The following is a 14143-nucleotide window of genomic DNA, read 5'->3' on the forward strand; positions in this document are numbered from 1 at the left end:
GTTTTGACATTTTTGACAAAACCGCGGGTGTGACTCGGTAAGGTCGCGGCCGTGGAGCTCACGCTGCAGCGCATCGGCGCATGGTGCGGAACGATCATGATCGTGCTGTATGGCACCTGCATGTCGGGGTTGGCGCGGCTGTTCCCGCCGATCTCGCCGGTGTGGTCGCCGACGGAGGTCGCCGACTTCTTCACCGACCACAAGATCTGGATCCGCATCGGTATCGCCGGCTGCCTGCTGACGTCGGTGATCGCCCTGCCGTTCCTGGCCACCATCGTGCTGCGGATCCGCCGCGTCGAAGGACGCTGGGGCATGTTGTCGATGACGCAGTTGTTCGCGGCGACGATATTCGTTCCCGCCCTGCTGTTCCCGTTCCTCGTGCTGGCCGCAGCGGCATTTCGGCCCGAGAGCAGGTCGCCGGAGATCACCCAGGCGCTCAACGACGTGTTCTGGCTGATGTTCATCGGCATCGTCGGCACGATCATCATGCAGAACATCACACTGGCGATCGCGTCGTTCATCGACAGCACCGAACCGCAGACGTTTCCCCGCTGGTACGGCTACCTCAACCTGTGGGTGGCGCTGCTGTCGCTGCCGGGTTGCGTTGTCGTGGTGTTCAACGACGGCCCGCTGGCCTGGCACGGGGTGTTCGCGTTCTACATCCCGGGACTGGCGCTGACGGTGTGGATGTTCAGCACCACCTACGTGCTGAACCGTGGGATAAAGGCGCAGCAACGCGCCGAACAAGCATGACGGCGGGCTCTACCGCCAGCCGTCGCATCCCTGGCGAACAGGGCACCTGGGTCTTCCTGCTCGGCGACATGCTGGTGTTCGCCGCCTTCTTCGCCACGTTCATGGTCGAAAGATCAAAAGCGCCAGAGGTTTTCGACGCGGCCCGCAAGACGTTGCACGTCAACATCGGACTGGTCAACACCCTGGTGTTGCTGACCAGCTCGCTGTTCGTGGTGGCGGCGATCGGCGGTCTGCGCACCGGGGCTCGTGCCGTCGCCGCGCGGGCACTGGTGATCGCGGCCGGGTGCGGTGTGGTGTTCGTGGCGCTGAAGGTGACCGAGTACGTCCTGCTGGTGCACGACGGGCACACCGCGGGCGTCAACCACTTCTACCTGTACTACTTCATCCTGACCGGACTGCACCTGCTGCACGTCTGCATCGGCATCCTGGTGCTGGCACTGATGTTCACCCAGACGCGCCGCGATGAGCTGTCGGCGACCCGGCTGGCCGTCATCGAGGGCGGCGGCTGCTTCTGGCACCTGGTCGACCTGCTGTGGATCGTCCTGTTCCCGCTCCTGTACCTGGTGAGCTGATGCTGCAGTTGATGCGTAACCGGGCAGGCGTGAGCTGGCTGATTTTGGTCGCCGCCACGCTGGCGTCGTTCGCGCTGGGGGCCGACCACGGCACCGGCTCGCTGGTGGCTGTCGCGGTGCTGGCGATCGCGGCGATCAAGGTGCGGCTGGTGGGCCTGGACTTCATGGAATTGCGGCACGCCCCGATCCCGCTGCGGGTGGCCTTCGAGGTCTACTGCGTGGCGTTGTGGGCGCTGCTGTCCGGCCTGTATCTGTGGCTGTGATGCTGCATTCCGGCTCAATCGCACCTCGTCCGCTCACGAGTCGGACGCTTGCTTCGCAGCCAGGTGTGGTGTCGAGATCTCCGAACAAGAATCCCTGACCCAGCTCGCACCCCCACTCCACGAGTGCATCGCGTTGTTCCCATCGCTCGATGCCCTCGGCGATCACGTCGAGGCCCAGACTCTTGCCGAGGCCGACCACCGCTCTGGTGATTGCCTCGCAGCGCAGGTCTTCAAGGAGCCCAACGGTGAATTGCTTGTCGATCTTGAGGATGTCCAGTGGCAGGGCGACGATCCTGGCAAGACTGCTGAACCCGGTGCCGACATCGTCAATCGCGATGCGCATACCGACTCGGCGAAGGTCCTCCAGATCGGCTTTGGCTGACTCGGCGATTTGCCCCGCGTGGCTCTCGGTCAGTTCGAGAACGAGCCGTTGCGGAGCGAGTCCACTCTTGCGCAGCGCATCAATCACGCCCACCCGGAAGTTACCGTCCGCCAGTTCTCGGGGCGAGACATTGACGTGGACGGCGGCGGCGGCCATCCCCCCCGACCATCCGGCCGCCTGCGAGCACGCCTCGTTGAGGACATAACGCCCGATCGCCGGCATGTGACTGGATGTTTCGGCAAGATCCAAGAACACCTCCGGAGTGAGCAACCCCCAGCGCGGATGCTTCCAGCGCAGAAGGGCCTCGGCGGCAACGCGTTCGCCACTACCAAGGTTCACAATCGGCTGGAAATGAACTTCGAACTGCTCCAGATGGAGGGCTTGCTCGAGGTCGCGCGTCAGCTGAAGGCTGCGCAGTATGGCTGCCTCCTGTAACGGGTCACCGATCGCCACCCGATCCTTGCCCGACCTCTTTGCTTGGTACATCATCAGATCGGCGCGCTGAAGAAGCGATTCTGCGGTGCATCCCGGCTGGGCGATCACCGCGCCGGCGCTCAGCGAGAGCTGGTCGTAACTCGTGCCGTCGGCCAATCCAAGGGGCTGGTGCAGGCTCTCTCGGATGCGTTTACCCACCTCGTCGAGCTCTGTGACGTCGGCAACGCCCGGACACAGCACAGCGAACTCGTCGCCACCGAGTCTCGCGGCGACATCCCCCCGCCGGATGGAGGCCGCAATCCGCCCTGCCACCTTCTTCAGCACGTTGTCACCCTGCGCATGACCCCAGGTGTCGTTGACAGTCTTGAACCCGTCCAGGTCGAGAAATATCAGCCCCACCCGGCTGGAAGCAGTGCCGTCCACCGCCGCCAGAGCCTGCTCTACCTGATCCACGAACAACGCTCGATTGGCCAGTCCGGTCAACTGGTCGTGCAGAGCTAGGTACTGCAATTCAGCCTCAACCCGCTTGCGGCTGGTGATGTCTTCGACCAAGCACATCCCGTACGAGCCAGACCCCGCGGGCCCGATGACCGACGCCGAGATCGCGCCCCACACTGTTGCGCCGTCCGCCCGCCGGAATGCAGTCTCGGCTTCGAACTGCTGGCCGGCACGCATCGCGAGTAGTGATCCCAGTCCGGGCGCCCCGGCGGTGCGCTGGTCTTCGATCAGGTCGGTCACCGCGGTCTCAAGCACCTCGGCCGTCGAGCGGCCGAGGAAGTCCGCCATCGCCTGATTGCATCGGGTGATACGTCCATCGCGCCGCGGTGTGATTTCGAACATGAACATGCCCATCGGGGCGGTGTCGAACGCCAGCCGGAACCGCTCCTCACTTTCACCAAGCGCCTGCTTGGCGGCTTTCTGTTCGGTTATGTCGGTAGCCACGCCGATGTATCCCCCGCAGCCGCCATCCTCGTTGACCATTTGTGAAACGGCCAGGCTGACGGTCACCGTGCGGCCATCACGTCGCACGTATGTCCATTCGCGAATCTCCGCGTGCTCGGGCGTGACGTTGCGCACGAACACCTGGAAACCCATTGGGATCCCGAGTTCGGCAGCCCTGGCACGGACTTCAGGGACGTAGTGGAAATCCATCGGCGTGCGACCGAGCATCTCCGATTCGGTCCACCCCAGCAGCCGCTCCGCGCCGTTGTTGAAGACGGTGATGTGCCCATCCGGATCGGTACCGATGATTGCTTGCTCGGACGCCGCGTCCAGGACTCCGGCAAACAGGTCGCGCGCCTCGGCAAGCGACCGCGCATTCGTCCGTTCTTCGGTCACGTCCCGAAAAGCGACGACCTGAAACAGCGACCGTCGCACCAGAGGGGCCGTGGTGAGCTCGACCACTCGGGATTCTTCGGCGGCGACCACCACGTCACGGGGCTCGCAGCCCACCGCGCCGAGGTTCCCTTTTTGGCCGATGGTGCCGACCCGAGCCGCAGCGACGACCTCGCCGACGATGCCCGAATTGGACGCCCGCGCATTCTCCAAAACGACCTCGCCCGAAGGATCGATCAGCAGTACGCCGTCGTGAATGCTGTCCAACACGGCGCCGAACAGTTCGGAGTCGCTATCCGCCTGATCACGCGCGACCTCCAGTTGCGAGATGAGGCGCACGCGCGAGTCGCGGTACAGCGCCAACGCCAGCACCACCGTTGTGAGGCTGCCGACCAGCGCCTGAGCCAGCAAGGCACGTGTCTGAATGTTCGGGACGATGAAAACGCCTCGGTCGAGAAGTGTGGCGTAGACGATCCAGATGCCGGCAAGCAGCAGGAACACGGTGCTCGTCGTGGTGCTGTATCGCAACGCCACCCACACCGCGGGCAGCAGAGTCAAGAAAGCCAGTGGCACGCCGCTATTCGTCCAGAAGGTCCATACGAAGACACCCACCACACCAATCCCGACCAGCAGTGCCTCCACCACGCCGACCAGCGACCAGCGCGGCCGTGTCCAGGTGACGTCACGCACTCGCAGCCAGATGGCCACGCCCAGCAGCGCCGTGGCGCCGTTACGCACCGCGAAGAGAGCAAAAGTCTGCAGTGTCGGTTGATGCATGACGGCTGCCATGTACACGGTGGCCACCGCGGCCGCGGAGATGGTTCCGCAAGTGACCGCCACGACCAGTCGTGCGAGATCGGCGGGGTCACGGAGGACGACCTCATCGCGCCCATGGCTCAGGATCGCGGCCGTCACCACACCTAACACAATGTTGACCACCACGAACCAGAGGCTGAGCTCGAACGTGGCGCCGGTCGCCATATTGGTGCCGAAGTTCGCGACACCCAGCATCGCGACATTCAACAGACAGGCACGCCGCCCGTATTTGCGTGCTGCGAGCAACCAGATGATCGCCACGGCCGCAGCCGGCCACAACAGCGAGACTTCACCGCCCACCCGTGTGGCACGACCGAGCAAAACCGACATGGCATATGCGACAGCAAACACGCAGAGGACTGCCGCGGATCGCACAACTCGAGCCATCGCACCCCCTATGACCAATCCCCCCATCAAGCATGCAGCCACGGGCCGCTATTCGGATCAGAACTTGCAGATCAATAGGCGGTATTCGCCCGCACCCCAGCCCCGCGGATACTCCGACACCGACGGCCGGATGGCAAATATCCGTTCGGTTCGGCATGCCGGGTCGCGACGTGGGCTGCCGCTACCCAACGAACTAGTGAATCTGCTTGCAGCTGAGGCACACTCGCAAGCACAGCGAGGAACTGCCCGGAAACGAAAGGCCTACCGCGTATGCCTGCGGAGTTGGGGCCAAACTCTGCTCCCCCGCTTGGACTCGAACCAAGAACCGTCCGATTAACAGTCGGAAGCTCTGCCAATTGAGCTACAGGGGACTATCTGCTGCCCGCGTGAACGCTTGCGCGCTGATGCGGACCGGAGAGTGACTCTAGCTTACCGGGGACCCCGGATGCCAAACCGGCGGGCGAGCGCCAACACAGGTACGTCAGGCAGGATGGAGGCGCGAGGATTCAGGAAGGGAATGCAGTGATCCAGTATCTGGCCGTGCTCGGCGTGGGTTATGTGTTGGGCACCAAAGCGGGCCGTAAGCGCTACGAGCAGATCGTCGGCACCTACCGCGCCATCACCGAGAATCCCGCCACCAAAACTGTGCTCGACGCAGGCCGCCGCAAGCTCGCCGACCGGGTGTCACCGGATCCGGACCCGAAGATGGTCACGCTCACCGAGATCGACGCCAACACCACCGTGGTGGAACCACAGCGGTCGGAGAAGTAGGCACGACGACATAGACCTCACGGTCATCAATCGCGAAAAATCACAGCCCTCAGGTCGATCTCGCGACCTGACGTGGCGCTCAGCCCAGCGGGATGCTGATGGTCTGACCCGGCAGCAGCGGGCCGGTGCTCACACCGATTCCGCCACCGGGCATCGAGCCCGCGTCAGGACCGTAGACACCGAACTGCGGCGTGCCGATGCTGACGTTGTTGTTCGAGTACGACAGGCACTGCCCGTCGCCGCGCGAACCGAACCAGGCCAGGCAGGTGCCGCCGGGGTTCGCCGAAGCGGTCGGGGCAGTCAGAGCGGCCAATGCCGGCACCGCTGCCGCAGCCACGGCAAGCGCACCGAAGGTGGCGATACGCCGGGCACGAGAGTTCGCGGTAGTCATATTTGACCTTTCGCCGGAGACAGGCAGCACGTTAACCATAACCCGAGGTGAGTTTTCACGCAGTGAGGTCATCACCGCTGGCTTGTTCGAGCAGGCTGCGCCGATACGCCTCCAACGCGACCAGGTCGCCGAACAATGCGTGGTATTCGTCGCCCTGCTCCACCGGCGACATTCGCTGCAGCTTGGACTTGACCTCGGCGACCTGACGGCCCACCCAGACCTCCTGCAGCCGGGCCAGGACGCTGCCGACGTACCGCGGCAGTTTCTCTTCCTCCTCGACCCGGATCGCCTCGACTCCGAGCTCGGTGATCAAGCCTTCGGTCAGCGGCGCGCCGGCCCGTTCGCGCACGGTATCGATCCACTGGCCGCCGACGATGCCCGACGAGGTGCCCCCGGCGGCCTCGATCGCGATCCGCACCGCCGCGTAGCCGGGGTGGGTGAAACTCTCCACGGTCAGCGAGTCGAACACCGGGCCGGCCAGCGCCGGGTACTGCAGGGCGGCTTTGAGCGCCTCACGCTGCGGCCACAGCGTCGGGTCGCGCGGGTCAGGACGCCGGGCCCCGGCTTCGGTGACCTTGGTGCGGGCGGGAGCGGCGCGTTTGTTGTCGCGGCCCCCCGGTTTGTGACCGGCTTCCTCCCGCACCCGTGCGATCACCTGGGCGACGTCGTCCCAACCGACCCAGCCGGCGAGCTGACGGGCGTACTCGTCGCGCAGCGTGGGGTCCTTGATCTGGGCGACCATCGGCACGCAGCGGCGCAACGCCGCCACCCGGCCCTCGGCGGATTCCAGATCGAGCTCGGCCAGTGCCGTGCGGATCGCGAACTCGAACAGCGGCGTGCGCCGCGCCACCAGGTCGCGCAGCGCGCCGTCGCCCTGCGCCAGCCTCAGATCACACGGGTCCATTCCGTCGGCAGCAACCGCCACGAAGCTCTGCCCGGCGAGGTTCTGCTCGCCGGCGAACGCCTTGAGCGCGGCCGCGCGGCCGGCCGCGTCACCGTCGAAGACGTAGATCAGCTCGCCGCGAAAGAACTTGTCGTCCATCATCAGCCGCCGCAACATCGACAGGTGTTCGTCGCCGAACGCGGTGCCGCAGGACGCGACCGCGGTGGTGACACCGGCCAGGTGCATGGCCATCACGTCGGTGTAGCCCTCGACGACGACGGCCTGATGTCCCTTGGCGATATCGCGCTTGGCCAGGTCGATGCCGAACAACACATTCGACTTCTTGTAGAGCACGGTCTCGGGGGTGTTGACGTACTTGGCTTCCATCTGGTCGTCGGCGAAGATCCGGCGGGCGCCGAAGCCGACGGTCTCGCCACTGGCGGTGCGGATCGGCCACAACAGCCTGCGGTGGAAGCGGTCCATCGGCCCGCGTCGGCCCTCCCGCGACAGCCCGGCGGCTTCGAGCTCCTTGAATTCGAAGCCCTTGCGGATCAGATGCTTGGTCAGCGAATCCCAGCCCGACGGCGCGAACCCGCAGCCGAACTGGCGGGCCGACGCGGCATCGAAATTGCGCTCGGTGAGGTACTGCCGCGCGGGCGCCGCTTCCTCGGATTCCAGTGCGGCAGCATAGAATTCCTGCGCGGCGGCGTTGGCGGCGATCAGCCGGCTCCGGCTGCCACGATCGCGCTGCACACTGGTTCCGCCGCCGCTGTAGGTCACCGTGTAGCCGACGCGGTCGGCGAGCATTTCCACGGCCTCGACGAAGCTGACGTGCTCGATCTTCTGGATGAAGGCGTAGGCGTCGCCGCCCTCGCCGCAGCCGAAGCAGTGGAAATGACCGTGATTGGGCCGCACATGGAACGACGGCGACTTCTCGTCGTGGAACGGGCACAGGCCCTTCATCGAATCGGCACCGGCCCGGCGCAGCTGCACGTAGTCGCCGACGACGTCTTCGATGCGGACCTGGTCACGGATCGCGGCGATGTCGCGGTCGGAGATCCGACCCTTGCGGTCTCCACCTCCGCTCACCGCTGTCGTCATCGGCACAGTCTAGGACGCGGGTCCACCGGCGATGTGCGCGTCGATGCGCTCCACCCGGCCTTCGGTGTACGAGGCGAGCTGGTCGACGATGACACGCATCCGCGCCGCGTCGTCAGCGGCAGCGGTGAACTCCGGAGCGAACACCGGATCGAGTGTCGCCGGCGCGCCGTCGAGCAGCCAGCTCGCCACCCGGTGGATCCGTTCCCGTTGCTGCGCCTGCAGTTCCAGGTGCCGCGGGTCGGACATGATGAACTGCAGCGCCAGCGTCTTGAGCAGCGCAACCTCGGCGCGGACCGTCGCGGGCACCTGCAGATCGGCCTGGTAGCGCACCAGCGGCTGCGGCCCGGCGACCTCGTGGGTCAGCCGAACTGCCGCCGAGGCGAACCGGCCGACCAGTTCACTGGTCAGCCGTTTGAGTGCCACCGAGGCCCCGAGCGTGCCGTCATATTTACCGACGCCGGCGACCACCGGCAGCTGGGACAACCGCTGGGCAGCAGCCTCGAGGTCGGCGGCGGCGATCGTGCTGGACTTCCCCAGCGCGCCCAGCGCGGCCGCGGCGTCGGAATCGGCCAGCACCCGCAGGTCGATGCGGCCCGACACCACTCCGTCTTCGACATCGTGCACGGAGTAGGCCACGTCGTCGGCCCAGTCCATCACCTGGGATTCCAGGCACGGTCGTCGCGACGGCGCGGCGCCCCGCACCCACTCGGCGAGCGCCCGGTCGTCTTCGTAGAAGCCGAATTTGCGCACGCCCGGTTCACGGAACCACGGATACTTGGTGACGGCGTCCAGGCCCGCGCGGGTCAGGTTCAGCCCGACGCTGCGACCGTGTCCATCAAGCACTTTCGGCTCGATGCGGGTCAGGATGCGGAAGTTTTGGGCGTTGCCTTCGAAGCCGCCGCAGGCGGCCGCGAACTCGTCGAGCGCGCGTTCCCCGTTGTGGCCGTACGGCGGATGGCCGATGTCGTGCGCCAGGCCGGCCATGTCCACCAGGTCGGCGTCGCATCCCAGCGGCAGCGCCATCCCCCGCCCGATCTGGGCGACCTCCAACGAATGCGTCAGCCTGGTGCGCGGGTTTTCACTCTCCCGCGGACCGACCACCTGAGTCTTGTCGGCCAGCCTGCGAAGAGCGGCACAGTGCAGTACGCGCGCACGGTCGCGAGCGAAGTCGGTGCGGTGCTCCGTCGACGTGCCGGGTAGCCCGGCAGTCTTCGGCGGCTCGTGCACCACCCGCTCACGGTCGGCCTCGTCGTAGTGGCCGTGCTCATTCGTCGTCACCGACGCACAGTCTGCCAGCACCGGCCCTACTACATTTGACGGTCATGCGCCTCGCTCGTCTGTTCAGCCTGCTCGCGGCCATCCTGGCCACCGCCGCTCTGGTGGCACCCGCCGCGACGGCCGAGCCACCGTTCCGGCTGCCGGACTACGTCACCGACAACGCCGGCGTCCTGGCCGGCGGCCAACTGGCCAGCGTGCAGAACGCCGTCGACACCCTCTACCGCGAGCGGAACGTGCGGCTGTGGGTGGTCTTCGTCGACTCCTTCGCCCCCAAGAGCGCGGTGGGCTGGACCGAGGAAACCCGCCAGGCCAGCGATCTGAGCAACCAGGACGCGATCCTGGCGGTCGCGACCGGGCAGCGCTCCTACGCCTTCCTGGTACCCACCGCGGCGGCCGGCGGCGCGAAGATCGACGACCTGCGCCACGACAAGATCGAGCCCGCCCTGCACAACGGCGACTGGGCGGGCGCCGCGATCGCGGCGGCCGACGGCCTGGCGGCCAAGACCACCACCGGCGCCGGCGGCTCCTCGCTACTGCCGCTGGTGATCATCCTGGGCGTCATCGTGCTGGCGGTCGTGGTCTTGCTGGTGTGGAGCCGACAGCGCCGGCGCAAGCGGCACGAGGCCGAGGTGGCCGCCGCCAAGAGGGTCGACCCCACCGATCCGAATGCCCTGGCCTCGGTTCCACTCGACGCCCTCGACGAGTTGTCCCGCTCGATCGTCGTCGACGTCGACAATGCCGTGCGCACCAGCTCCAACGAATTGACCTTGGCGCAAGAGGAATTCGGTGAGCAGCAGACGCAACCATTCGTTCGCGCCGTCGAGAACGCCAAGGCCACCCTGCAGCAGGCGTTCAACGTGCGCCAGCAACTCGACGACGCGGTGCCCGAAACCCCGGCCCAGCGCCGCGATCTGCTCACCCGGGTGGTCGTCGCCGCCGCGCGGGCCAACCGCGAGCTGGACGCCCAGAACCAGGCGTTCCATCAGCTGCGCGATCTCGTCATCAACGCGCCCGACCGGCTGGACATACTGACCCAGAAGCTGGTCGACGTCAGCGCCCGCATCGATCCCGCCGAGGGCACATTGACCCAGCTGCACACCGAGTTCGCCGAGTCGGCGCTGGCTTCGGTGGCGCGCAACGCTGCTGCCGCCAAGGAACGGCTGGACTTCGCCGACCACTCGATCAGCCGGGCCCGCGAGCTGGTGGCCAAACCGGTCGCCGGCGAGCAGATCGAATTGGTCGATTGCGTGCGCGGCGCGGAAGCCGCTCTGCAGCAGGCCAGTTCGATGCTCGACGCGGTCGACAGCGCGGCCAGCGACATCAGGCGTGCGGTCGCGACCTTGCCGGCGGCGATCGCCGACACCCAGCAGGGCATCAACCAGGCCGTGGCTCAGCTGACCCAGGGCGGACTGTCCAACACCGCCGAGCTGACGGCCGCCCGCGACGCCGCGGTCGCGGCGGTGGCCGCGGCACAGACCAACGGATCTGCCGACCCGTTGGGGGCGTTCACCCAGCTGACCCAGGCCGACGCCGATCTGGACCGGCTACTGGCGAGCGTGGCAGAGGAACGCGAGAACGCCGAACGGCTGGGCCGGTCCTACGACCAGGCGCTGTTCACCGCGCAGTCGCGGGTGCGTTCGGTGGCGGACTACGTCGACACCCGCCGCGGCAGCGTCGGGCCCGAGGCGCGCACCCGCCTCAACGAGGCGGTGCGTCAACTCGAGGCCGCACAGGCCAAACGGAAGACCAACGTCGCCGAGGCGATCGCGCATGCCAATGGTGCGTCGATGCTGGCTGCCCAAGCTCAGCAACTGGCCAACAACGATGTGCAGTCGGCGCAGCGCACCTATATGAATCACTATGGCGGCGTTGGCGGTTCGTCGAACATGGGCGCCGTCATCGGCGGCATCATCCTCGGCAACATCCTGTCCGGCGGTATGCGCGGCGGCTTCGGCGGTGGCGGCGGATGGTCGTCGACGACCTTCGGCGGATCGTCAGGCGGCTCCGACGGCGGCGGGATGCTGGGCGGCGGCGGCCGTTTCTAGGCCGCTTCTAGCCCTTCAACCGGGTGGCCAGGTAGTCGACCACCGAGTCGATCCCGATGCGCTCCTGCGTCATCTGGTCGCGCTCGCGGACGGTCACCGCGTGATCCTCCAGAGAATCGAAGTCGACCGTCACGCAGTACGGCGTGCCGATCTCGTCCTGGCGGCGATAGCGGCGGCCGATCGCACCGGCGTCGTCGAACTCGATGTTCCAGTTCTTGCGCAATTCCGCGGCCAGATCCTTGGCCTTCGGGCTGAGGTCGGCGTGCCGCGACAGCGGTAGTACCGCGGCCTTCACCGGCGCCAGCCGCGGGTCCAGCCGCAGCACCGTGCGCTTGTCGACCCCGCCCTTGGCGTTCGGCGCCTCGTCCTCGGCGTACGCGTCGACCAGGAACGCCATGAACGAACGGGTAAGTCCCGCTGCGGGTTCGATGACGTACGGGACGTAGCGGGTGTCGGCGGCCTGGTCGTAGAACGACAGGTCGGTGCCGGAATGCTGCGAGTGCGTCTTGAGGTCGAAGTCGGTGCGGTTGGCGATGCCTTCGAGCTCACCCCACGGGTTGCCCTGGAAGCCGAACTTGTACTCGATGTCGGTGGTGCCCGCCGAGTAGTGCGACAGCTTCTCCTTGGGGTGCTCGAAGAGCCTCAGGTTGTCGCGGTTGATGCCGAGGTCGATGTACCACTGCAGCCGGGTGTCGATCCAGTACTGGTGCCACTCGGGTGCGGTGGCCGGCTCGACGAAGAACTCCATCTCCATCTGCTCGAACTCGCGGGTGCGGAAGATGAAGTTGCCGGGGGTGATCTCGTTGCGGAAGCTCTTGCCGATCTGGCCGATGCCGAACGGCGGCTTCTTACGCGAGGTGGTCACCACGTTGGCGAAGTTCACGAAGATGCCCTGCGCGGTTTCCGGGCGCAGGTAGTGCATGCCCTCCTCGGCTTCGATCGGCCCGAGGTAGGTCTTCAGCATCATGTTGAATTCGCGGGGCTCGGTCCACTGGCCCTTTGTGCCGCAGTCCGGGCAGACGATCTCGGTCATGGCAACCGATTCGGGGTCCGCTATGCCCTTCTTCTCCGCGTACGCCTCCTGCAGGTGATCCTGGCGGTGACGCTTGTGGCAGTTGAGGCACTCGATGAGCGGATCGTTGAACACCTCAACGTGACCGGAGGCGACCCACACCTCGCGCGGCAGGATGATCGAACTGTCCAGACCGACGACGTCGTCGCGGCCGGTCACCACCGACCTCCACCACTGCCGCTTGATGTTCTCCTTGAGCTCCACACCCAGTGGGCCGTAGTCCCAGGCCGATTTGGTCCCGCCGTAGATCTCGCCGGCTGGATAGACCAAGCCACGACGCTTGGCCAGGTTGACGACGGAATCGATGATGGACGCCACGGTGGGTGCGACTCCTGTTCTGTGAACGGACAACAGCCCCATAGCCTAGCGACCTCAGCACCGAACCTTTTGACATGCGTGATCGTGCATGGAAAAGTATGAGCCAACTGGAAATGGTTTCCAATAACGGGGAGGTGTTCCATGACCACCGCCACCGACCATGCCGCGCTGCTGGAACGTGCCGGTGAGCTGCTGCGCGCGCTGGCCGCCCCGGTGCGTATAGCGATCGTCCTGCAATTGCGGGAATCCCGACGGTGCGTGCACGAGCTCGTCGACGCCCTCGACGTCCCGCAGCCTCTCGTCAGCCAGCACCTGCGAATCCTCAAGGCCGCGGGAGTGGTCGCCGGCGAGCGATCCGGGCGGGAAGTGATGTACCGGCTGGTCGATGAGCACCTGGCCGAGATCATCGTCGCCGCCATCAGCCACGCCGGCGAGGAGCACTCGTGACCGGGGCAGACATCCGTCCGCGCGCCGGCGCGGGCGGGGTGCGCGCCACTCGACAGCGGGCGTCCATCATCGCGCTGCTCGACACCGTCGACGAGTTCCGCTCGGCGCAGGAGTTGCACGACGAGCTGCGCCGCCGGGGCGAGAACATCGGGCTGACCACGGTGTACCGGACGCTGCAGTCACTGTCGGCGGCCGATCTGGTGGACATGGTGCGCACCGATAACGGGGAGTCGGTCTACCGGCGCTGCGCCGGCGCGGACCATCATCATCACCTGGTGTGCCGCAGTTGCGGTGCGGCGGTGGAGGTCAGTGGTCGCGAAGTCGAAGCCTGGGCTGCGGAAGTGGCTGCCGAGCATGGCTTTTCAGACGTCAGCCACACAATCGAGTTGTTCGGCACCTGCGAGCAGTGCCGCGGCTGAGCTAGTGGACGAGCGCGCCGACATCGACGTCAGCGTGGGACCTACTCGAACTTTCCCGCGCTGGTGTCGATCTCGGCAGGGCGCCTGACACCTAGTCGACGAGCGCGCGACGGGCATCAGCCCCGCCGGCGAGCACCATCAGCACCAGAGTCTGCAGCGCATGGTCCGCCAGGCCATCGCCGGGAAAGTTGTAGCGCAGCATGATGTCGCCCTTTTTGCCGGACTCAACGAGCGTCACCGTCCCCAGCATCGTCGACTGTGCTTGCGCGGCAACATGTTTGCGAAGGTCGGCAGTCGCCGGCAGATCCCACCCGAGCACCTGCGTCACCGACACCATCTCGATGTCCTCGGCAATGGTGACCGTCCGCAGCGAGGCGAAGGTCCCTTCATAGCGCACCGTCAGCGCACCGTCCGGCTCCACCTCGACCGGCACGACCGCGCTCAGTGCATCGGCCAACCGGGTGTCGAGTCCCAT

14 protein-coding genes and 1 tRNA gene are annotated in these 14143 nt (G+C 66.3%); 8 read left to right on the forward strand and 7 right to left on the reverse strand.

Annotated elements, in window-relative coordinates:
- Positions 1-96 precede the first annotated feature (96 nt).
- From CRM90_RS03465 to CRM90_RS03475, 3 genes are read left to right on the forward strand one after another with little or no spacing between them, the layout of a single operon-like run.
- Positions 97-753, forward strand: a complete 657-nt coding sequence (locus CRM90_RS03465) for a hypothetical protein (protein ID WP_102805771.1) — start codon at positions 97-99, stop codon at positions 751-753.
- The gene (locus CRM90_RS03470; protein ID WP_102805600.1) at positions 750-1325 is read left to right on the forward strand and encodes a cytochrome c oxidase subunit 3; all 576 of its coding nucleotides are present in this window, start codon (positions 750-752) and stop codon (positions 1323-1325) included. The genes CRM90_RS03465 and CRM90_RS03470 overlap by 4 nt, the downstream gene beginning before the upstream one ends.
- Positions 1325-1588: a cytochrome C oxidase subunit IV family protein gene (locus CRM90_RS03475; RefSeq protein WP_102805601.1), complete on the forward strand. Its 264-nt coding sequence runs from the start codon at positions 1325-1327 to the stop codon at positions 1586-1588. Before CRM90_RS03470 ends, CRM90_RS03475 begins: the two co-directional genes overlap by 1 nt.
- Here CRM90_RS03475 and CRM90_RS03480 read toward each other — a convergent pair.
- Positions 1488-4241 (reverse strand): sensor domain-containing protein, encoded by a 2754-nt coding sequence (locus CRM90_RS03480; protein ID WP_502693219.1) that lies wholly within the window; start codon positions 4239-4241, stop codon positions 1488-1490. The genes CRM90_RS03475 and CRM90_RS03480 overlap by 101 nt on opposite strands.
- Between CRM90_RS03480 and CRM90_RS31545 the strand changes: the two genes are divergently transcribed.
- The gene (locus CRM90_RS31545) at positions 4219-4512 is read left to right on the forward strand and encodes a hypothetical protein (RefSeq protein ID WP_502693220.1); all 294 of its coding nucleotides are present in this window, start codon (positions 4219-4221) and stop codon (positions 4510-4512) included. The two genes, CRM90_RS03480 and CRM90_RS31545, sit on opposite strands and share 23 nt — an antisense overlap.
- Positions 4513-5241: 729 nt before the next feature.
- On the opposite strand, the gene CRM90_RS03485 is transcribed toward CRM90_RS31545, so the two are convergent.
- Positions 5242-5314 (reverse strand) — tRNA-Asn (locus CRM90_RS03485).
- A gap of 151 nt (positions 5315-5465) precedes the next feature.
- Between CRM90_RS03485 and CRM90_RS03490 the strand changes: the two genes are divergently transcribed.
- Positions 5466-5714, forward strand: coding sequence for a hypothetical protein (locus CRM90_RS03490; RefSeq protein WP_102805603.1), 249 nt, complete (start codon positions 5466-5468; stop codon positions 5712-5714).
- A 79-nt stretch (positions 5715-5793) separates the two neighbouring features.
- Here CRM90_RS03490 and CRM90_RS03495 read toward each other — a convergent pair whose 3' ends face one another.
- The 3 genes from CRM90_RS03495 to CRM90_RS03505 are packed head-to-tail and all read right to left on the reverse strand — an operon-like array spanning position 5794 to position 9367.
- Entirely contained in the window at positions 5794-6105 is a 312-nt protein-coding gene (locus CRM90_RS03495; RefSeq protein WP_102805604.1) for a DUF7155 family protein, read from the reverse strand.
- 55 nt (positions 6106-6160) lie between these two features.
- Positions 6161-8089: a DNA primase gene (gene dnaG / locus CRM90_RS03500; protein WP_102805772.1), complete on the reverse strand. Its 1929-nt coding sequence runs from the start codon at positions 8087-8089 to the stop codon at positions 6161-6163.
- A gap of 9 nt (positions 8090-8098) precedes the next feature.
- Positions 8099-9367, reverse strand: a complete 1269-nt coding sequence (locus tag CRM90_RS03505; protein ID WP_102805773.1) for a deoxyguanosinetriphosphate triphosphohydrolase — start codon at positions 9365-9367, stop codon at positions 8099-8101.
- Positions 9368-9411: 44 nt separating this feature from the next.
- On the opposite strand from CRM90_RS03505, the gene CRM90_RS03510 reads away from it, so the two are divergent.
- Complete coding sequence (locus CRM90_RS03510; RefSeq protein ID WP_102805605.1) at positions 9412-11412, forward strand: TPM domain-containing protein; 2001 nt, start codon at positions 9412-9414, stop codon at positions 11410-11412.
- Positions 11413-11419: 7 nt separating this feature from the next.
- Here the strand turns inward: CRM90_RS03510 and CRM90_RS03515 are convergent, their stop codons facing one another.
- Positions 11420-12844 (reverse strand): glycine--tRNA ligase, encoded by a 1425-nt coding sequence (locus tag CRM90_RS03515; RefSeq protein WP_199189760.1) that lies wholly within the window; start codon positions 12842-12844, stop codon positions 11420-11422.
- A gap of 99 nt (positions 12845-12943) precedes the next feature.
- On the opposite strand from CRM90_RS03515, the gene CRM90_RS03520 reads away from it, so the two are divergent.
- Together CRM90_RS03520 and CRM90_RS03525 are read left to right on the forward strand one after the other, a co-directional pair.
- On the forward strand, positions 12944-13249 hold the full coding sequence (locus CRM90_RS03520; RefSeq protein ID WP_102805607.1) for an ArsR/SmtB family transcription factor: 306 nt from the start codon (positions 12944-12946) through the stop codon (positions 13247-13249).
- Between the two features lie 11 nt (positions 13250-13260).
- Entirely contained in the window at positions 13261-13668 is a 408-nt protein-coding gene (locus tag CRM90_RS03525) for a Fur family transcriptional regulator (RefSeq protein WP_102805774.1), read from the forward strand.
- 91 nt (positions 13669-13759) lie between these two features.
- On the opposite strand, the gene CRM90_RS03530 is transcribed toward CRM90_RS03525, so the two are convergent.
- Positions 13760-14143: a hypothetical protein gene (locus CRM90_RS03530; RefSeq protein WP_102805608.1), complete on the reverse strand. Its 384-nt coding sequence runs from the start codon at positions 14141-14143 to the stop codon at positions 13760-13762.

Source organism: Mycobacterium sp. ENV421 (genome assembly GCF_002887815.1).
Classification (GTDB): domain Bacteria; phylum Actinomycetota; class Actinomycetes; order Mycobacteriales; family Mycobacteriaceae; genus Mycobacterium.